At 39.1% G+C, this 19641-nt stretch carries 18 protein-coding genes; 8 read left to right on the plus strand and 10 right to left on the minus strand.

Annotated elements, in window-relative coordinates; genetic code table 11:
- Nucleotides 1-25 precede the first annotated feature (25 nt).
- Nucleotides 26-2209 (plus strand): Ig-like repeat protein Blp2, encoded by a 2184-nt coding sequence (blp2, locus tag F936_RS06115; protein WP_005045966.1) that lies wholly within the window; start codon nucleotides 26-28, stop codon nucleotides 2207-2209.
- 43 nt (nucleotides 2210-2252) lie between these two features.
- Here blp2 and F936_RS06120 read toward each other — a convergent pair whose 3' ends face one another.
- From F936_RS06120 to F936_RS06160, 9 genes are all read right to left on the minus strand, one after another.
- A complete protein-coding gene (locus F936_RS06120; protein ID WP_005045968.1) occupies nucleotides 2253-2891 on the minus strand; it encodes a DUF2238 domain-containing protein in 639 nt (212 codons plus the stop codon).
- Nucleotides 2892-2972: 81 nt separating this feature from the next.
- The gene (purB, locus tag F936_RS06125) at nucleotides 2973-4361 is read right to left on the minus strand and encodes an adenylosuccinate lyase (RefSeq protein WP_005045970.1); all 1389 of its coding nucleotides are present in this window, start codon (nucleotides 4359-4361) and stop codon (nucleotides 2973-2975) included.
- Between the two features lie 55 nt (nucleotides 4362-4416).
- A complete protein-coding gene (gene hflD, locus F936_RS06130; protein ID WP_003650459.1) occupies nucleotides 4417-5148 on the minus strand; it encodes a high frequency lysogenization protein HflD in 732 nt (243 codons plus the stop codon).
- A gap of 13 nt (nucleotides 5149-5161) precedes the next feature.
- Nucleotides 5162-6295 (minus strand): tRNA 2-thiouridine(34) synthase MnmA, encoded by a 1134-nt coding sequence (gene mnmA, locus F936_RS06135; RefSeq protein ID WP_005045972.1) that lies wholly within the window; start codon nucleotides 6293-6295, stop codon nucleotides 5162-5164.
- A 4-nt stretch (nucleotides 6296-6299) separates the two neighbouring features.
- On the minus strand, nucleotides 6300-6788 hold the full coding sequence (locus F936_RS06140) for an NUDIX hydrolase (RefSeq protein ID WP_004643575.1): 489 nt from the start codon (nucleotides 6786-6788) through the stop codon (nucleotides 6300-6302).
- Between the two features lie 145 nt (nucleotides 6789-6933).
- Nucleotides 6934-7485: a gamma carbonic anhydrase family protein gene (locus F936_RS06145; protein ID WP_003650462.1), complete on the minus strand. Its 552-nt coding sequence runs from the start codon at nucleotides 7483-7485 to the stop codon at nucleotides 6934-6936.
- Between the two features lie 90 nt (nucleotides 7486-7575).
- Nucleotides 7576-8724 carry a D-alanyl-D-alanine carboxypeptidase PBP5/6 gene (dacC, locus tag F936_RS06150; RefSeq protein WP_003650463.1) on the minus strand — a complete coding sequence of 383 codons (1149 nt, stop codon included), beginning with the start codon at nucleotides 8722-8724 and terminating at the stop codon, nucleotides 7576-7578.
- A gap of 126 nt (nucleotides 8725-8850) precedes the next feature.
- Nucleotides 8851-9273, minus strand: coding sequence for an MCR_0457 family protein (locus tag F936_RS06155; protein WP_005039026.1), 423 nt, complete (start codon nucleotides 9271-9273; stop codon nucleotides 8851-8853).
- Nucleotides 9274-9426: 153 nt separating this feature from the next.
- A complete protein-coding gene (locus F936_RS06160; RefSeq protein WP_005045976.1) occupies nucleotides 9427-9798 on the minus strand; it encodes an MCR_0457 family protein in 372 nt (123 codons plus the stop codon).
- Between the two features lie 101 nt (nucleotides 9799-9899).
- On the opposite strand from F936_RS06160, the gene surE reads away from it, so the two are divergent.
- The 3 genes from surE to F936_RS06175 all read left to right on the plus strand — a co-directional run bounded on the left by surE (nucleotide 9900) and on the right by F936_RS06175 (nucleotide 12640).
- Nucleotides 9900-10670 (plus strand): 5'/3'-nucleotidase SurE, encoded by a 771-nt coding sequence (gene surE, locus F936_RS06165; RefSeq protein ID WP_003650466.1) that lies wholly within the window; start codon nucleotides 9900-9902, stop codon nucleotides 10668-10670.
- A gap of 111 nt (nucleotides 10671-10781) precedes the next feature.
- Nucleotides 10782-11609 carry a peptidoglycan DD-metalloendopeptidase family protein gene (locus F936_RS06170; protein ID WP_005045979.1) on the plus strand — a complete coding sequence of 276 codons (828 nt, stop codon included), beginning with the start codon at nucleotides 10782-10784 and terminating at the stop codon, nucleotides 11607-11609.
- 101 nt (nucleotides 11610-11710) lie between these two features.
- Nucleotides 11711-12640, plus strand: a complete 930-nt coding sequence (locus F936_RS06175) for a LysR family transcriptional regulator (RefSeq protein WP_003650468.1) — start codon at nucleotides 11711-11713, stop codon at nucleotides 12638-12640.
- Nucleotides 12641-12709: 69 nt separating this feature from the next.
- On the opposite strand, the gene F936_RS06180 is transcribed toward F936_RS06175, so the two are convergent.
- Complete coding sequence (locus tag F936_RS06180) at nucleotides 12710-15328, minus strand: Lon protease family protein (RefSeq protein ID WP_003650469.1); 2619 nt, start codon at nucleotides 15326-15328, stop codon at nucleotides 12710-12712.
- A 166-nt stretch (nucleotides 15329-15494) separates the two neighbouring features.
- On the opposite strand from F936_RS06180, the gene F936_RS06185 reads away from it, so the two are divergent.
- The 4 genes from F936_RS06185 to rpmE all read left to right on the plus strand — a co-directional run bounded on the left by F936_RS06185 (nucleotide 15495) and on the right by rpmE (nucleotide 19609).
- Entirely contained in the window at nucleotides 15495-17681 is a 2187-nt protein-coding gene (locus F936_RS06185; protein ID WP_005045982.1) for an AmpG family muropeptide MFS transporter, read from the plus strand.
- Between the two features lie 2 nt (nucleotides 17682-17683).
- Entirely contained in the window at nucleotides 17684-18085 is a 402-nt protein-coding gene (gene gloA, locus F936_RS06190; RefSeq protein WP_003650472.1) for a lactoylglutathione lyase, read from the plus strand.
- Nucleotides 18086-18219: 134 nt separating this feature from the next.
- Nucleotides 18220-19191: a bile acid:sodium symporter family protein gene (locus F936_RS06195; protein ID WP_170834038.1), complete on the plus strand. Its 972-nt coding sequence runs from the start codon at nucleotides 18220-18222 to the stop codon at nucleotides 19189-19191.
- Between the two features lie 193 nt (nucleotides 19192-19384).
- Nucleotides 19385-19609 (plus strand): 50S ribosomal protein L31, encoded by a 225-nt coding sequence (rpmE, locus tag F936_RS06200; RefSeq protein ID WP_003650476.1) that lies wholly within the window; start codon nucleotides 19385-19387, stop codon nucleotides 19607-19609.
- The last annotated feature ends 32 nt before the right edge of the window (nucleotides 19610-19641 follow it).

The raw sequence follows: 19641 nt of genomic DNA on the forward strand, positions 1-19641 counted from the left end.
TAACTGAAACTCAGGGTAGGAAATAATGACAAGAATAATTGTAGCATCCAAAGAGGGTTTGGACGTTCTGCAAGATGGTCAGCTCAGTAAGGTAGTGTTAAGTAAACCTTCTATTATTCAAATTGGTGTAAGTCAAAAAGATATAGCATCGGTGGAAAAACAGGGAGGAAGTCTCGTCATCCATTTAAAAAATGGAGAGACTATTGTCTTAGAAAATTTCTTTAATGAAGCAACGAATACAACAGATCATTCACTTGTTTTTCCAACTGAACATGGAAAATTTGTTGAAGCACAATTTGATGCACAAGGTAAGGTTATAGATTATACAGGTCTAAACCATGTCACAGATTTAGCCTACACAAGCACTAGCCAGCCAGCCTCAACAATGGCAGTTGATGATTCTCCAACTTTTTCGATGGGCAATGTCCTTAAAGCAGGCTTAGCAGTTTTAGCTGCTGAAGGTTTATATCTTTGGGCTTTTGATAACGATGACAAAGATGATTCACCTGTTGATGTCCCAAACACTGCTAAACCAACAGATTTAAAACTTGCAGATGATGCTGTTACTGTCACTGGTAAGGCAGAAGCTAATGCAAAAATCTATATTAAAGATACTGCTGGAAATACGGTAGCCTCTGGTGTTGCAGATGCAAGTGGTAATTTTACTATCAAGTTAGACAAGCCTTTGACAGATGGAAATAAATTAAATGTTTCTGCTCAAAATGGGGGCGGTAAAGAGTCTAGTGGTGCTGCTATTACAGGTACAAAAGATACAATTGCTCCAGATGCTCCCCAAGCTCAGCTTAGTGCAGATGGGTCATTAGTAACAGGTAAAGCTGAAGCCAATGCAAAAATTACTGTATATGATGCCGCTGATAAAGTATTAGGAACTGTAACTGCGAATAAAGATGGGATCTTTTCTTTAAAACTTACTCCGCCATTGACTAATGATGCAGGTGGGAAGGTGATTGCAGAAGATGCAGCTGGCAATAAATCTGAGCCAAGTAAAATAATTGCAGGAAAGGATACCTTTGCTCCAGATGCACCTTTAGTCGAAGTGAATAAAGAAGGCACAACAGTTGAAGGTAAAACTGAAGCCAATGCAAAGGTTCAAATTAAAGATGCTGATGGTAAAGTGATCGGAACTGGTACGGCAAATGCTCAAGGCGAGTTTCAAATTACACTTTCTCCTGCATTAAAAGATGCACAGAAGGCTACTATTGTTGTTGAAGATGCAGCAGGAAATACTTCTAAACCTTTAGAAATTTCTCCAAATTATGACTCTATTGCACCTGATAAACCCATCGCTCAAATTAATGCGGATGGTACAACAGTAACAGGCACAGCAGAAGCTAATGCAAAAATTGAAGTTAAGGATTTAAGCGGCAAGGTCATTGGTAGTGGAACCGCTGGTGCAGATGGGAAATTTACGATTTCTATTTCGCCAGCCTTAACTGATAATAAGCATGCATCTGTATCAGCTATTGATAGTGCCGGAAATAAATCTGATGTTCTTGATATTATAGGCACTAAAGATACTACGCCTCCTATCAAACCTGTGTTAAATAGTGTGGATGATGATGTGGGAGCTTTAAAAGGGGCGATTACAGCTGGTTCTGAAACAGATGATGCAAGACCAAAGCTTACAGGATCAGGTGAGGCAAATGCCACGCTCACTATTTATGATAATGGCGTTGCTATTGGAATTGTGACTGTAAGTAGTGGTAGATCGTGGACGTTTAGTCTTGATAAAGATTTAGCCCTTGGAAAGCATACGATTACTTTGACTCAGACAGATGCAGCAGGACTGACGAGTGAAGTCAGTTCGCCATTTACCTTTTATGTAGTCGCGCCAAAGACTGCGAGTTTAAGTGATGCAGCAGTTGATACTGCTCATGTAGAAACTGTATCTGTTGCTGATAGTGTTGGGTTAAATACATTAAAGTTAGTACAAAATACAACGAATGAAACAGATAGTCAGCAGCAAAAATCTGTGCAATTAGATGAGTTGTTAAAAAGTTCTTCATCTAATGATTCAGACCCGATCGCAAAAATTTTATCTGCAACAGAGTCTAAGCCAGTGGTGAATGAACAGAGTGATGTAAATAATACAGTTAGTGAAGTCACGACCAGTCTTGATCAACTTTTACCAAATACAGCTTCTTCAGTTTTACAAAATCTTTTAGATCAAACTTATCCAGTAGTCTAAATTACCTTTAAAAAAAAGCGCTCATTGAGCGCTTTTTTTTTATTTATGAATTATTTATTTTAGGTTTTTTTATAAGAGCAGCAACTCCATAAATTATTGTCCCAATAGTTGCTAACAGCATATCTTTATGGGCATCCCACATGTCGCCTTGTTGACCATTATAATTTTCAGCTTCTTCTGGAGATAAGCCAATTGCAATTGCCCATTCGATGAGTTCATAAAAAACGCTAGATGCCATCACGAACTGGATCACAAGTAAAAATAGAGTACAAGGCCGTGCTGTAGGCAACCAAACTTGAAAAACTCGATAAATAAGAGGGTAGAGTAAAACACCATAGGCAAGATGAACTAAACGATCATACATATTACGGGACCACCCCATGTATTGATCTAGATTAAAATGGAACACCTGTTGAATCCAGTCATTGTAAGGAACATATGAATATAGGTAATGTGCACCGATAATGTGAATCAGTAAAAATAGTAAGTAGAAAGTAAAACTTAAAAAATCGAGACCAATCTTTTTAAAAATAATAAATAGTAGAACTAACATAAAAACAGTCCCCACCTGATGAAGTAAATAAGCTTCAAATTCAAGGGGGTGAATGCTTGATAGTAAAATGGCAATAAATATGAGGACTAGAGCAACATAGTGTTTAAGTTTGAATTGTTTTTCGATCATTTTATAAATAGGACTTTATTGTGCTTTATATCAGTGTAATAAAAAAGCGAAGCCGAAGCTTCGCTTTTTTTAACTTTTCAATTAGATTTTGCTAATTAAGTCATTGATCTGTTTTGCTTGTTCAGCAGCATTACCTGTGTAAGTTGCAGGAGTAAGCTCTGCTAAACGTGCACGCTCTTCGCTTGGCACTTGAAGAAGTTCCTCACCATTTACGAAATTAACCATCATGTCGCGAGTCATTGCTTGACCACGAGTTAATGCTTTTAACTTTTCATATGGTTTTTCAACGTTATAACGGCGCATAACAGTTTGAATTGGCTCTGCTAAAACTTCTTGAGCTTGGTCAAGATCTTCCAGTAAACGAGTTGCATTGAGCTCAAGTTTACCAACACCTTTTAAACACGCATCAAAAGCAATTAAACTTTGCGCAAAACCAACACCCATATTACGAAGTACAGTCGAGTCAGTTAAGTCACGCTGCCAGCGAGAAATTGGTAATTTTTCGCCTAAGTGCGCTAATACCGCATTCGCAATACCTAAGTTACCTTCAGAGTTTTCAAAGTCAATTGGGTTAACTTTGTGTGGCATAGTTGAAGAACCAACTTCACCATCTTTTAATCTTTGTTTGAAGTAACCTAAAGAAATGTAACCCCATACGTCACGGTTAAAGTCGATTAAAATCGTGTTGAAGCGACGTAGGGCATCAAACAACTCTGCCATGTAGTCATGTGGCTCGATTTGTGTCGTGTACGGGTTGAATGCTAAACCTAAAGATTCCACAAAAGCTTGAGCATGCGCAGCCCAGTCAACATCTGGATAAGCAGAAAGGTGAGCATTGTAGTTACCTACAGCGCCGTTGATTTTGCCTAGTAGCTCAACATTTTCAAATTGCTTGATTTGGCGAGCTAAACGGTATGCAACGTTCGCCATTTCTTTACCCAAAGTTGTTGGGCTTGCAGTTTGACCGTGAGTACGCGACAACATTGGTTGTTCAGCATGAGTCGTTGCTAAAGCAGAGATCGCATTTAAAATTTGCTTCATGCTTGATACTAAAACTTCGCGGCCGTTTTTAAGCATCAGTGCATGAGACAAGTTGTTAATGTCTTCTGATGTACAAGCAAAGTGAATGAACTCACCCGCATTTTGTAATTCAGTAATACCTGCAATTTTCTCTTTTAAGAAATATTCAACAGCTTTTACATCATGGTTCGTTGTGCGTTCAATTTCTTTAATGCGGTTAGCATCTTCTTCAGAAAAGTTGCTAACAATGGCATCTAAAGCTGCATTTGTTTCATTTGAAAAAGGAGCAACTTCAACAATTTCTGGACGGTTAGAAAGCGCTTGTAACCAACGCACTTCTACAGTGACACGAGCATGAATTAAACCAAACTCAGAAAGAAAAGGGCGTAGCGCATCACATTTGCTGGCATAACGTCCATCTAATGGTGATAGTGCGGTTAAAGCGTTCATAACGATTCCTTAATGTTGGAATAAACATAAAACCAAAAATAATCTCTTTACAGCCTTAGATGACTTGGTACTGTAAACGAGCAAGTGCTTGAATATCTTGTAGCAATTTACGCTTGCTAAAAATCATGTTCCACGAACTACCACCGAGTTGTCGCCATAAATGGGCCATTTGCAAGCCAGTAAACAGACAAGCGCGGATGCGGTTAGTATGGTTGGTATCTTTAAATGCTTCTGCATTACCACGAACGAGAATGCGGGGGTTAATCTGCCCAGCAGTATCGACATAAGTTTGAGCCAAATTGGCTAAAATGCTTGGGTGTAAATAGTTATTATCAAAAAAAGAAAGCTGTTTTAAAATCTTTTGCTGAGCTTTTTCAATGATTGCGACGTATTCTGGATTGCTATAGACCTTCTTTTCTAATTGTAAAAGTGACATAGCGTATGACATGGGAAGCTTGGCAGTCCCCATTTTTGGAAGGCGAGATTTAGGCATATTTGTAAAAGGTTGGGTAATACAATTTTCGAGTGTTTTAAGCCCTAAAGAAATATCTGCCAACTGATTAAAAAAATCTAATGTTTGGACACCATTGTTGGCTGTAGGGCGAATATTTAAACTCGCTTTGATTAACAGCTCAAAATAGAAGTTACCACTTTCACCAATACTCTGCTGACCCGTTAGGGCTGTCATATGCGTGAGCTGGGTGGCCTGAAATACCCCAGCCAAGGCAAGGGCACGGTTTTGGCGAACATTCAAGGCTTGTGATTGTTGAAATGGTAACTCCACCATGCCATTCATTCCCTTAAATAAAATTTGGTGTAGGGGCATTTGTATGGTGAATGACACCCCCGCCTAAGCAAACTTCATCTGAATAAAATACAACGCTTTGACCCGGTGTAACAGCGCGCTGAGGTTCATCAAACTCAACTCGTACACCGTGTTCACTATTTTCATCATTAAAAACTGTACATGCCTGATCAGGTTGGCGATAGCGTGTTTTAGCTGTACAGCGTAAACCTTCAGCTGGAATATTCTGTTCGCCCGCCACCCAGTCAATTGACTCACTCCAAAGCTGTGTGCTTTGCATGAGTGGGTGTTCATGTCCCTGACCAATAACTAGGCGGTTATTGGCAATATCTTTGTGTAGTACGAACCATGCACCTTCAGCTGCACCTTTCAAACCACCTAGACCAATTCCGCCACGTTGACCGAGCGTATAGTACATCAGACCGTGATGTTCACCAACTTCTTTACCTGTATCAAGTACAATTTTTCCAGGTTGAGCGGGCAAATATTGTTTAAGGAAGTCATTAAATCGACGTTCGCCAATAAAACAGATTCCTGTAGAGTCTTTTTTCTTGGCTGTAGCGAGATCAAGTTCTTCAGCAATTCTACGGACTTCTGGTTTTTCGATCTCACCTACCGGAAATAGGGTTTTGTTAATTTCTTTACCATGAACAGCATGTAAGAAATAAGTTTGGTCTTTATTATTGTCTACACCACGTAATAATGGCGCGTATGCTTCGCCTTTCGAGTTATATGCAGTTTTGCCACGACGTGCATAATGACCAGTCGCGATAAAGTCTGCACCTAAAGTTATGGCATGATCTAAAAATGCACGGAACTTAATTTCTTTATTACATAAAATATCTGGGTTTGGCGTGCGTCCAGCTGCATATTCAGCTAAGAAAAGTTCAAACACGCGGTCCCAATATTCCATAGCAAAGTTTGCTGTGTGTAGCTTAATGCCTATTTTATCGGCTACTGCTTGAGCATCGGCTAAATCTTCCATTGCCGTACAGTATTCCGTGCCGTCGTCTTCCTCCCAGTTCTTCATGAAAAGACCTTCAACTTGATATCCTTGTTGAAGTAAAAGTGCTGCAGAAACAGAAGAGTCTACACCACCAGACATACCGACGATGACACGTTGTTGCATAGGACTAGGCATCCAAATGAGAAGTTAATGAGGGAGAGAAAGGGTGCTCATAAATAAGCGATAGAGGATAATGGTGGCCTTTCATGGCATCTTCAACTGCTTTTAGTACGAGCGGACTACGAGCACGAGCAGATTCTTTGAGCTCATCTGGTGTCATCCAGACAGCAGCTACAATATCTGTATCGAGTTGAGGATTAGTTTCAACCTGAGTCACATGCGCTAGAAAACAGAAGCGATAATATGTACGGTCCGGAAACATGGGCGGGGTATAAGTATAAATACCGAGCAGGGCATCAATTTCAACATGATGACCCGTTTCTTCAAGTGTTTCACGAATGGCTGCTTGTGTTAATGACTCACCACATTCCACATGACCAGCAGGTTGGTTAAATACGGTGTGTACAAAACCTTCGCTATGCTCTTCAACAAATAGATAGCGTCCGTCTTTTTCTACGACTGTAGCAACAGTGACATGAGGAGTCCATGCGGCCATAAAAAAGCACCATTATTTAAAAGACGTATAATACGAAATTTAGGGGTTTTTGGCTACGGTGATCTGCTAAACGATATGAGCAATATCTACAAAACCATATCGTTTAAAAAATCAGGATTTTATTACTAGCAGTTAATAAAGCTAATTAATCTTGATCTGCTTGGGCTGCTTTATGATTATTTTGTACTTTTACATAATGTCTTGCCGAATAAGGAAGGAACGCTAATTCTTTTTCGGTCAATGGGCGCACTTGTTGTACAGGGCTTCCTACATATAGATAACCACTTTTTAAGACTTTACGCGGTGGAACCAAACTTCCCGCACCAATCATCACATCATCTTCAATAATCACATCATCTAGAACAACGGTATTGATCCCGATTAAAACACGGTTACCGATGGTGCAGCCATGCAAGGTGACATGATGTCCAACCGTCACATCTTCACCAATAATCAGCGGTGAGCCATTAGGTTTTGCATCATTTTTGTGGCTAACGTGCAACATACAATGGTCTTGTACGTTACTGTTTTTGCCAATTTGAATACTATTTACGTCGCCGCGAATCACAGCAAAAGGCCAGACAGAAACATTTTCAGCTAAGCTCACTTCACCGACTACAACAGCCATTTCATCGATATAGCATGTTGTATCAATTTGAGGGCGGTGTTCAAGATAAGGACGGATGTTCTTTGCCATGAGAGGTATCAACATAAAATTTAGTCGAATTATAAAATAAAAAAGCACTCAGGCTAAATAGCATGAGTGCTTAATTCAACTATTCAAAAATTAGAACAAGTTGCTGAAGAATTGTTTCACATGGTCGATTAAGCGTGCAAAGAATCCTGCTTCTTCAACTGGCTTTAATGCAACTAATGGCTTTTCAGCAATTACTTTGCCGTCTAAGCTTGCAACGAGTTTACCTACGACTTGGCCTTTTTGAAGTGGCGCATTTAAGTTAGGTTGAACCACTAACTGAGTCTTAATACCGTCAGCTTTACCTTTAGGCATAGTCACACTAAAGTTTTCAGCTAAACCCACTTGAACTTCATCTTCTTTACCAAACCAGACTTTCGCTTTTGCAAGAACCTGATTGGCTGGTTGAACATTTGCTGTTTCAAAGTTTGCAAAGCCCCAAGCCAATAAAGCACGTGTTTGGTCTGCACGTTCAGCCATGCTTGGAGTACCAAAAATCACCGAAACTAAACGCATTGGACCGCGTTTACTTGAAGTAGTTAAGCAGTAACCAGCTTCATCTGTGTGGCCTGTTTTTAAACCATCTACACTTGGGTCTGTGTAAAGCAAGGCATTACGGTTGCCTTGTTTAATACCATTAAAGGTAAATTCTTTTTCAGAGTAGATTGGGTAATATTTTGAGCTGTCTTTAATAATATGTTGTGCTAAAACTGCCATATCTTTTGCAGTTGAATAGTGGCCTTCAGCTGGCATACCAGTCGAGTTAACAAACTGGGTATTTACCATGCCGATACGTTTTGCTTCCTGATTCATCATGTGAGCAAAAGTGCCTTCATTTCCGGCAATATGTTCAGCCATTGCTTTTGACGCATCATTACCTGACTGGATAATAATACCGCGAAGCATTTCTAGAACAGTCGCTGTACCATTTAAAGGAACATACATACATGATTCAGAGCTACTTCCTTTACACCATGCAGACTCGTTCATACGAACCTGCTCATTTTCAGTCAGATCACCTTTTAATAATTTTTGTTCAATGATGTAACTAGTCATCATTTTTGTCATAGAAGCAGGTGCAAGCTTTTCGTTTTCATTTTTAGAAGCAAGAATTTGTCCTGTCTCGTAATCCATTAATACATAAGACTTATTATTTAATTCTGGCGGAGCTGATAAGACAGTTGCTGCATAAGAAAAGCTTGGCAAGAGGAGTAGTGCAGCAATAGCGCTTTTTCGAGTCATTCTATGTAATTCCAATATCTTGTATGAAGCAGAAGAGCCTAGCATTTTAGGATAAAGCAAAGCCGACTTCTATGGGGGAAGTCGGCTTTTTCAAACAGTATTGTAACTCAAGAGTTTTTTGCTAATTTAGTTTTGCGATTGATATGCTTTCACGTCTTGGCAAACTAAAGTGTTTTGGTCATCGCCTGCGGCTTTCGCATCTTTACGCGCTTCTTTTAAGTATTTTTTGAAGCCTTTGTCTTTGCTACGTTTTTCTAACGCAGAGACAGCATCAGTTTCATTTGGAAGATAGTCTTTAACTAAACGTTCGTAACCTTGAGCAAAATCAGCATCTTTTTTGCCAATAAGGTCTGGGCAAATTTCAGAAAGTACTTGAATCGCAGCTAATTCTTCAGGGGTTATACCTTGTTGTGGAGTCACTTCAACAACATTTTCATTTTCGGTTTTCTTTTCAGTTGTTTTCTTCTTATCAGCAGCAAAACCAACTGTTGCCATGCTCATAAGTAAAACCAAAGAGAGCGATTGAACTAAGCTTTTCTTCATAAACATCGATAACCCGAAATAAAAAATTTAAATATGTCGATAGCTTAACCAATTTGTAGGTTAAGAAAATGGAAAAAATGTATTGTTATGTTGGTTTTCTGCTTAATGCCAAACAGAAAACCAAAAATTAATAAATCTCTATTCTAAAAAGATTAAGACCTATTCCTTATAATTAACCATCTCTTCACAGAGCTCATGTTGTTCATGATGGTCCATTTGTTTTGCAGCCTGACGTGCTTCATTTAATAAAGTTTTAAATTCTGTGTCATTTTGCAGATTTGCTAAGGACATTGATTTATTTGAATAACCGTTTAGATACATCGCAATAATTTTTTGAGTATTTGACTCAAGTTTTTTATTTGTTCCCACGAAAGCTGGGCAGATTTCCTGCAAAACTTGCGTTGCGGCAATATCATCTTTAATTAAGCTATCAGCCTCTTGTGTTGAGATATCCTCATCTGCAAAAACCGCTTGCGTACACAATGTGATACTGATCCCCAATACCTGAAAAAAAGGAGCGAAAGTTTTCATTTTTTCACAATTTTATAATGCTATGGAGGCATAAATATATATAATTCAACAGATAATTCAATTATGAAAACCTTTAGGTTTATTTGTCGAGAAAGATTTTAGTGAATATTTTAATTGCGAATGATGACGGTGTTTTTGCGCCAGGTATACAGGCTTTAGCTGAGGCATTAAGACCGCTTGGACGCGTGGTTGTAGTTGCACCAGAAAGCGAAAGAAGTGGTTTTTCAAGTGCATTGACATTGGATCGACCATTGCGCCCAATTCAAATTGTCGAAGATGTATGGGCAGTGAATGGTACGCCAGCAGATTGTGTTTATTTATCAATGAATGGTTTGTTCGATTTTGAATTTGACTTGGTCGTGAGTGGAATCAATAGCGGAGCAAACTTAGGTGATGATGTTTTATATTCTGGAACAGTAGGCGCAGCATTTGAAGGCCGTTTGATGAAGCAACCAGCAATTGCTGTGTCTTTAGCTGGTTCTGATGTACGCGCTTATAACAATAAAGAAGATTATGCTCAGGCTGCTCAGTGGGTTCATGATTTTATTGCAAGTGGACTGCCATCTTTGCCTCCAAGACATATCTTGAATATTAATATTCCAGACGTGCCACAGTTAAAAGGAGCACAAATTACTTATCAGGGACGCCGTGCCCAATCTAAGCCAATTACGAGTCATGTCGACCCACGAGGACGTCAAGTTTACTGGATTGGACTAGCAGGTGAGGCGGTTACAGATCCGCAGCGTGATTTAAGCCAGATTCAGTCTGACTTTTTTGCAGTGGCCAATGGATATGTAAGTGTTACCCCAATTCAGATGGACGCAACAAATTATGCTGTTTTAGAAGACCTACAGCTAAGTTTGAGTCAATAATTTGCCTCGAATGTTATAACTTTGTGAATAAAGAAAAAGAGGAACGTGTTTCCTCTTACTTTTTTGTTACTCTTAGCCGAAATGATTTGTAGCATTTAGTGAGGGAGATCAATGCATTTAATTGGGCAACAAAGCAGAGTGAATATCCAAAAAGACAAAATAATGAAAATTATGCTGTTGTCTGTAGCTGTAGGTTTTACTGTGGCTATGGCTGGATGTGCTTCTAAACCGCAAATTAATAATAGTTCTCGCTATGCAATGGCTCCTAACTATTACACAGTTCGTTCAGGTGATACTTTAAGTGGTATCGCAATGCGTTATGGTCTGGACTATGTCAGCATTGCCGAAATGAATGATATTCCCGCACCATATCGTATTTATGTCAATCAATCGTTGCGTTTGAAGAAAGGTTCTTCACCAAGAACAGTTTCTACGCAAGTCATGGCGCAACCTGAACAAATTAAGCGTCAAACCATTGCTTTACCAACAACACAGCCTGTTACTCCAGTAACTCCGCCAGCAACTAGCGTACCATCAACAAACACGACAGTAGCTTCGGTTGCACCAAATTCGAGCTTACGTTGGATAAAACCGACCAATGGCCCAGTAATCCAAGGGTTTAATTTGGCAAATAATGTCAAGGGAATCCGTTATGGTGGAAATCAGGGTGACCCTATTTATGCCGCAGCCGATGGTCAAGTTGTCTATGCAGCAGATGGCTTAAAAGAATACGGGAATCTGGTTTTAGTTAAGCATATTGACGGTTACATCAGTGCGTATGCCCACAATAGCAAGATGTTGGTGAAAAGCGGTGATAATATAACTGCTGGACAAAAAATTGCCGAAATGGGATCTACTGGAGCGTCTCAGGTCATGCTCGAGTTCCAGATTCGTTTGGATGGAAAACCGATTAATCCTATAAATCTTTTACCAAAATAGCTAATGCAAAAAACTTAGGTTTCCTCGTATAATGTAATTGGTTGCTTTCATTACAACAATAAGCATTTTTTATAAATTTAAAATTAGATTTGAGGAAACCTATGTTAGATCAGCTTCGTGCGATGGGTGTTTTTGCTTGTGTGGTCGAAAAAAGTTCATTCAGTGGTGCGGCACGTGAATTGGGAATTACAACAAGTGCGGTGAGCCAACAGATTCGCTCCCTTGAGAATGAAATGGATGTAATTTTATTACATCGCTCCACTCGTAAACTTAGTTTAACAGAAGCCGGACAGGCTTTTTTTTCAAGCTGTCAAGAGATGTTGGCGGCTGCTGAAAGGGGAAAAATCAGAATTAATGAATTGAGGGATGATTTAATCGGAGATTTGCGTATTGCAACAACTCCTGATTTAGCAGTTCAACACCTCATTCCTGCATTATCTCACTGGATGTCAGCTCATCGTGGTTTATCTGTGCATTTCGAAGTTGGGCATCGCTATATCGATTTAATTGAAGAGCGAATTGATATCGCAGTACGCATGAGTTCCACTCCGGTAGAAGAGAGTAGTTCTATCATTCCGATGGCTTTTGTAGATCAAATTTTGGTAGCTTCTCCCAGTTATCTGAACCAATCTAGTCCAATTGTGCATCCTAATGATTTAAGAGATCATGAATTGTTGTCGATTAATGTCATGAATGACTCGCGCCATTTCAATTTTCAACATGTAAAAACAGGTGAAACGCTTAATATTGAAATGCAAAGCCGTTTGCAGAGCAATAATTTACAAGTTGCAAAAGCGTTATGTCAGCAAGGGCATGGTATTGCACGAATTTTATATTTGGACGCTCAAAAAGAATTAAAAAATGGTTCTTTGATTGAACTCATGCCAGATTGGAAATTACCAGCTTTTACATTGTATGCAGAGGTTGCCAAGCATGATCAACAACCAATGAAAATTCAACGTTGTGTTGAAGCACTTAAACAATATTTTAGCCAGTTAGCAGGAGGGCGAGCGATTCAAATCGTTCGCTAGTCGGGTAAGTTTAAGCATTTTTAGCCTAAACAATATAAAAGGGCCTGTATTTTACAGGCCCTTTTTTTATTACTTCTGTTTTAATGTGGCAACTTCTTCTGCATTTTCTTGTGGCAGATCGTTAGCCGTAAGTTCTTCATGCTTCTTAATTTTTTTCTTATTTTTCTTTTTCTTTTTTGGCTCTTCTTCAATTTCAGCACCATCCTCAATGGCTTGCCAATATTCAAGTTGTTCCATCACTGCTGCATAAATTGAATTTTTGCTGTATTTACCCTTTTTATCGAGTGCACCAACCGGACGAGCCATTAAGATTTCAAGTGCTTGATCAATAGTATCAATCGCATGGATATGGAATTGACCGCTGCGAACAGCATCAATAACATCCTGACGTATCATTAAATGCTGCATATTTTGACGAGGAATAATGACACCTTGCTTACCTGTGAAACCTTGTAATTTACATGCATCATAAAAGCCTTCAATTTTTGCATTGACGCCACCAATTGGCTGGACTTGTCCTAATTGGTTCATAGAGCCAGTAATTGCCCATGATTGATCAATTGGTATTTGGCTAATCGCAGAAATCAATGCTGAAAGCTCAGCAACAGTGGCACTATCGCCATCGACTTGACCATAGCTCTGTTCAAATGCAAGCGCAGCTGAGAAATGTAAAATTTGTTCACGGCCAAAGTGAGCTTTCAAGAAGCTAGACATGAGCAACACGCCTTTGGCATGCAGTGAGCCACCAAGTTCTACACTACGCTCAATATCAAGGATATCACCGCCACCTTGATAAACGGACGCTGTCAAACGTGAAGGCAAACCAAACTCAACATCTGCATAATGAATAACGGAAAGGGCATTGATCTGACCTAAACGGTATCCCGACGTTTCGATTAATTGTGTACCACGTGAAAGATCTTGCCAGTAAAGCTCTCTTAAATAGCCTAAACGGTATTGTCGATGTTGTAGGGCTAGGTTGATATGCTGTTCAGTGACGATCTTGTCCTCGGCTTTAAACGCATGGTGGTGCGCTTCCCGAATGAGGTCACCTAGAGTAGACGCATGTAATGATAACGAGCTTTGATCTTCTGCTTGGCGGCTCGAATCAGTTAATAAAGCTGCTAAAGCGCTACGATCAAATGGTAGTAATTTATCGGCTTGAACATAGTCAGCAATGAGCTGCATATAAGCCTGTTCATTCGTTTCATTACGTTGCAGAGTATCGGTAAAATCTGCACGAATTTTAAAGACACTGCCAAGTTCTGGTTCAATCTCTAAAATTTCATAATAAATTTCAGGCTCAGCCATTAAGATCACTTTAATATCGAGCGGAATTGCAGCAGGTTCAATCGAAATGCTGCCAGTTAGAGTCAGCATGTGTTCAAGTGAAGATAATCTCAGTTGCCCAGATTTAAGCGCGCGTTTTAAACCTTGCCAAGCATATGGTTGTTCTAGTAATTGTTCAGCTTCAAGCATTAAAAAGCCACCATTGGCTTGATGCAATGAACCCGGACGAATTAAGGTGAAATCTGTGATAATTGTGCCGTTATGGGTAAGCTGTTCAACGTGACCAAGTAAATTATAGTGTGTTGGAAAGTCTTCAAAAATAACAGGAGCACCGCTATTTGGTTTATTAGCCACAATAACATTAGCTTGATAACGTGCAGGAACACGGTTGAACATTGATGGAGCATAATCATCTTCATCTTGTTCTAAAATCAATTCAACATTATCAATAATATCTTGAGCATATTGTTTTAAGTAATCTTCGAGTCCTTTAACCTGACCATATTTATTTAAAATAAGATCCATTCTTGGCATAACGACTTGCGTTGCAATATCTCGATTTAACACAGACACTTTGTCACGTGCATCATCTTCTAAATCACCTAAATGTAAACCAAGGCGATCCAGCTTTTTATCCATATAGCGAATATTGGCCGCAATTTCAGCGCGTTGTTTACTATTTAAAGCATCAATATCGTTTTGGGTAAGTTCTTGAACTTGATCATCTTTAACTTGTACAGGTACAAAGCCATGTTTCTCATTACGAGAAATGAGTTTTAAGTCGAGTTCTTCACCTTCTTTGGTCAGTTCAACAAGCGCTTGCTGTTGTACATCGCCTGTTTCCTGACGGATGCGCTCAATACGGTTATGATAAGTCTCTGCACTAAAACGGCGTTCAAGTTGTTTTAAAATTATTTGCCAAGTTTGTTCATGTGCTTGTTGAAACTTAGTGCCTTGACCTGCTGGGAAACGTAGGGCAATAGGTTGACGTGCTTGTTTGAAATTATAGACATACACCCAGTCATCAGGCGTTGGCATTGTTTTGGCGTGCTGCTGTAACAAACGTTTGATCATGGTACGTTTGCCTAAACCAGCAGTTCCTACAGCAAAAATGTTGTAGCCTGAGTAGGGCAAAGAAATTCCCGCCTCTACAGATGCTTTGGCACGATCTTGACCTAAAAAGTTATTAAGCGGTTTGATGCGTTTGGTTGAAGCTGGAATTTTTTCAAAATCTGGGATATGTGTAAGTTGTTCAGGTTTTAAAACGGTCTTGTCTAAGGTCATTTTTATATCAGGTTGCTCAAAAGCTGAAGGAAATGCATTTACTGTGACGTTTGTGGTGTTTGTTTTGGCGAGTGATAAAGTTGAAATAGTCACTTGATCAAGTTTTTGTGTCACTGTTGATATCCAGCAAAAGAAAACGAAGTTTGAAGCCCTAAAGGTATACAGGTTTAGCATAAAATATCAAGCAAACTTGCGGTTTTTATCGCCAAACCCAAAATGTTTGCATAAAGAATCTTGAAAGCAATTGTAAGAAGGGTTTGAATAGGCACATTTATAATTTATGGAAAATAAAAAACGAATGACCACACAAGCTTCGGGTTGGGTCTCGGCTTTTAAAGCATTTTTAGATCGCCGTGCATTAATTATGCTGTTCCTTGGTTTTTCTGCCGGAATTCCAATTTTATTAATTTTCTCTAGTCTCTCTTTATGGCTTGGAGAGGCAGGCATTGATAAAAGTGCAGTCACTTTTTTTAGTTGGGCGGCTCTAGGTTACTCTTTTAAGTTTGTTTGGGCTCCTCTCATTGATGAGTTACCTGTACCTGTTTTAACCAAAATGTTAGGCCGAAGACGTGCTTGGTTGTTAATTGCACAGTGTTTGATTGTCCTTGCTATTTGTATTATGGCTTTTTCTGATCCTGCTTTAGGTCCGAGTTATCTTGTTCAAATGGCAGTAGGTGCTGTGTTGCTTGGTTTTTCAGCAGCAACACAAGATATTGTGATTGATGCCTACCGTATTGAATTAGCAGAAACAGAAATGCAAACAGTGTTGGCATCTACTTATAATGCTGGTTATCGAATCGGAATGATTGTGGCTGGAGCGGGGGCATTATTTCTAGCTGCATATTTGGGAACTGCTAAAGGTAATTACATTTACGAAGCTTGGAAAATGACTTACTTAACCATGGCAGCGGTTATGTTGGTCGGCATTGTAACGACTTTGCTCGTTCGTGAACCTCAAGTAAATCGTGTTTATAAAAACTATAAGAGTAGTGATTATTACCGTTTGGTGTTCGTGTTTTTTGTTGCCGCTATTTCATTTGTAGTCACCTATATTTATTCTGGACAGATAACAGAAGCAATCTCGCAAGCTGGAAGTATAAAAGACAACGCAGCATTATTTGGTTTAGAAGCTTTAAGATTTTTAACGGCGACAGCTTGTGCCATTTTTGTGGGCTATTTACTGGTTAAATTTGGTGTAGTTAACCAACAAATGGCTAAAGAGACATGGATTGCACCAATCTTAGATTTCTTTAAACGTTATGGTGTCAAACTTGCATTAGTCTTATTACTCCTCATTGGTTTCTTCCGTATTTCAGACATTATTGCGGGTGTTATTTCCAATGTTTTTTATCAAGACCTTAACTTTAGCAAAGAACAAATTGCCGAAGCAGTCAAAATCTATGGGGTGATATTTAGTTTAATAGGTGGCTTCTTAGGTGGCCTTTTAGCACAGCGTATAAACATTATGAAGCTTATGTTTGTCGGTGCAGTTTTGGCAAGTTCTACCAATTTAATTTTTATTGGACTGGTAAAATCTGGACAGCCATTAGATGTAGTTGATGTAAAAGTTGGTGAGCAAAACTATAAAGTTCAGCCCGATGAAGTAGGTTTGTGGAAGCTAGCGGTACCAAGTTCTAGCTTTAATGGAGTGAAACAAATTGAGGTGAAAGCTGCTTATGCCACACAAAATGGTGTAGCGCCTGTGACTCGTACTCAGCCATTACTCACTACTGAATTAGCCAAATCACCTCTACAAATTTTACCAATCATGGGTAATGATCAAATCTATTTGAAAGAGGGAGAAAGGAGTATTGTGATTCGAGGGCAATACTTCGGGCAAGCTTTAACCCCTACGCAAAAAATCATAATTAGTCTTGATGGACAAAATTTTGATGCAAAAATGTCAGATGAAAAAGGTATTTTTAGTGCAGCAATTGATGCGAAAAAATTAGCTTCATCGGCAAGTAAAGAACTCAATGTAGCTGTAGTAGATGGTGAACGGAAAATACTTTCTGCATCTCATCCATATGCTGTTAGCTCAAATCTAAAAGCAGCAAGTGAATTAGATGTAAATATTGAACCTTTAGCTTACGTTGACCCGCTTTCAGGTCAATCAGTTGAAATCAGCGGTAAGGTGATTAAACCGTATAGTTCTTTATGGCTTTATTTTGCCATTATTGTCGACAACTTGGCTTCTGGCTTGGCGGGTGCCGCATTTATTGCATTCCTTTCAAGTTTAACGAGTGTGTCGTTCACAGCTGTTCAATATGCGATCTTTAGTTCACTCATGACGCTTACACCAAAACTTTTGGGTGGATATTCAGGTACCATAGTTAGTAATATTGGATATCCAAAATTCTTTTTGATGACCACTCTTATTGGTATTCCAATCTTGATTTTAGTGGTTTGGGTTGGAAAACTGCTAAAAGATCATCAAACACATGAATCAGAAAAGGCAGGTGAATAAACATGCGAATGCTTCATACAATGTTGCGAGTAGGCAATTTAGAACAATCTTTAAAGTTCTATACCGAAGTATTAGGAATGAAGTTACTTCGTAAGCGTGATTATGAAGAAGGGCGCTTTACTCTGGCATTTGTTGGTTATGGTGATGAAGAAACCAATACTGTGCTTGAACTCACTCATAACTGGGATACTTCAAGTTATGATTTAGGCAATGCATACGGGCATATTGCCATTGGCGTTGATGATGCTTATAAAGCATGTGAAGAAATTAAAGCACGTGGTGGTAAAGTCGTGCGTGAAGCTGGCCCAATGAAAGGCGGCGTAACGGTTATTGCATTTGTTGAAGATCCAGATGGTTATAAAATCGAGTTGATTCAACAAGATGCTGATGCCAGAAATAACTAAATAAATGACTTAGGTGATTTAAGATTTAGGTCTTAAAAGTCTAGCTTTATTTTTAGAGCCCAGTATGATGAATATCCGACCGAATGGTCAATTTATCAACTGGGTTTTTTATTTATCTAAAATAATCATAGGATGTGGCTATGTTGAAGTTATTGGCACTTGATCGATTTACAATTTTGTTGGTTGGAATGGTATTACTAGCAACATTTTTTCCAGTCAGTGGTCAAGCAGCGCAATATTTCAATACACTCACCACGGTCGCGATTGCAATATTATTTTTTTTGCATGGTGCGAAGCTGTCTCGTGAGGCTGTAATTGAAGGCATTTTGCATTGGAAAATGCATTTACTTGTATTCGCATTTACTTTTTTTGTTTTTCCAGTGATTGGTTTGTTGGCTAAGCCGATTCTGTTACCTCTACTAGGTCAGCAGCTGTACTGGGGTTTTTTGTTTATGTGCTTTTTACCCTCTACGGTTCAATCTTCTATTGCATTTACATCGGTTGCAAAAGGGAATGTGGCGGGAGCGGTCTGTAGTGCATCTTTTTCAAATTTGATTGGTATGTTTATTACACCAGTGTTAGTTAGCTTTTTTATTTTAGGCCAAAGCCAACATGGGTTCGATCCGACTGCTTCAATTATACAAATTACATTGTTACTGTTAGTGCCATTTATTTTAGGACAAATATTACGTCCTTATATTTTTCCCTATATGGCAAAAGTGCCAAGTATTGTTAAAGCTTTCGATCAAGGTTCTATTTTGATGGTGGTGTATGGTGCATTCAGTGGGGCAGTAGTCGCAGGGCTTTGGCATCAGGTGAGTTGGAAAACCTTACTTATTCTAACGGTTGCTTGTTCAGTTCTTTTAACCATCATTATGCTATTAGCACTTTATCTACCACGTGCTTTTGGATTTAACCGAGCAGATCAAGTCACGGTTTTCTTTTGTAGCTCAAAAAAGACGCTGGCAAGTGGTGTGCCGATGGCGCAAATCTTATTTATTGGCCAGCCTTTAGGCATGATTGTGTTACCTATTATGATCTTTCACCAAATCCAATTAATGGTTTGTGGGGTAATTGCAAATTACTGGGCTAAATCTAAAGATTAATTCGCAAATAAAAATTATTTGACGTATAATCTTGTCCACTTGTTGTGCTTAGCTCTAACCCTAGAGGTTTCGGTGGGCCAAAAGAATGGTCTGTTGTGGTGTTGATCTGCTCATTTGAGCCTGTCCTCAACTTAGTTGAGAGTGATCAATTGCGATGGCAGCTTAAGCCTTTCTAAATTAGGAGTAATCGACGATGCGCGCCGATATTCACCCAAAATATGCAACATTAGTAGCAACTTGTTCTTGCGGTAACGTAATCGAAACTCGTTCTGCTTTAGGTAAAGACACTATCTACCTTGACGTATGTTCAGCTTGCCACCCTTTCTACACTGGTAAGCAAAAGAATGTAGACACTGGTGGTCGTATCGACAAATTCAAACAACGTTTTTCTGGTATGTCTCGCTCTATCAAGCGTTAATACTGCAAAACGAAACAAAAAACGGGCTTTAT

Source organism: Acinetobacter calcoaceticus DSM 30006 = CIP 81.8, assembly GCF_000368965.1.
In the GTDB taxonomy this organism is placed as follows: Bacteria; Pseudomonadota; Gammaproteobacteria; order Pseudomonadales; family Moraxellaceae; genus Acinetobacter; species Acinetobacter calcoaceticus.

Bases quoted from the DNA above. Each gene is read 5' to 3' on its own strand.
- blp2 (WP_005045966.1), top strand. From the start codon at position 26: ATGACAAGAATAATTGTAGCATCCAAAGAGGGTTTGGACGTTCTGCAA.
- purB (WP_005045970.1), bottom strand. From the start codon at position 4,361: ATGAACGCTTTAACCGCACTATCACCATTAGATGGACGTTATGCCAGC.
- F936_RS06155 (WP_005039026.1), bottom strand. From the start codon at position 9,273: ATGTTTATGAAGAAAAGCTTAGTTCAATCGCTCTCTTTGGTTTTACTT.
- F936_RS06145 (WP_003650462.1), bottom strand. From the start codon at position 7,485: ATGGCAAAGAACATCCGTCCTTATCTTGAACACCGCCCTCAAATTGAT.
- dacC (WP_003650463.1), bottom strand. From the start codon at position 8,724: ATGACTCGAAAAAGCGCTATTGCTGCACTACTCCTCTTGCCAAGCTTT.
- F936_RS06160 (WP_005045976.1), bottom strand. From the start codon at position 9,798: ATGAAAACTTTCGCTCCTTTTTTTCAGGTATTGGGGATCAGTATCACA.
- F936_RS06175 (WP_003650468.1), top strand. From the start codon at position 11,711: ATGTTAGATCAGCTTCGTGCGATGGGTGTTTTTGCTTGTGTGGTCGAA.
- hflD (WP_003650459.1), bottom strand. From the start codon at position 5,148: ATGGTGGAGTTACCATTTCAACAATCACAAGCCTTGAATGTTCGCCAA.
- F936_RS06170 (WP_005045979.1), top strand. From the start codon at position 10,782: ATGCATTTAATTGGGCAACAAAGCAGAGTGAATATCCAAAAAGACAAA.
- rpmE (WP_003650476.1), top strand. From the start codon at position 19,385: ATGCGCGCCGATATTCACCCAAAATATGCAACATTAGTAGCAACTTGT.
- F936_RS06120 (WP_005045968.1), bottom strand. From the start codon at position 2,891: ATGATCGAAAAACAATTCAAACTTAAACACTATGTTGCTCTAGTCCTC.
- gloA (WP_003650472.1), top strand. From the start codon at position 17,684: ATGCGAATGCTTCATACAATGTTGCGAGTAGGCAATTTAGAACAATCT.
- F936_RS06185 (WP_005045982.1), top strand. From the start codon at position 15,495: ATGGAAAATAAAAAACGAATGACCACACAAGCTTCGGGTTGGGTCTCG.
- mnmA (WP_005045972.1), bottom strand. From the start codon at position 6,295: ATGCAACAACGTGTCATCGTCGGTATGTCTGGTGGTGTAGACTCTTCT.
- F936_RS06140 (WP_004643575.1), bottom strand. From the start codon at position 6,788: ATGGCCGCATGGACTCCTCATGTCACTGTTGCTACAGTCGTAGAAAAA.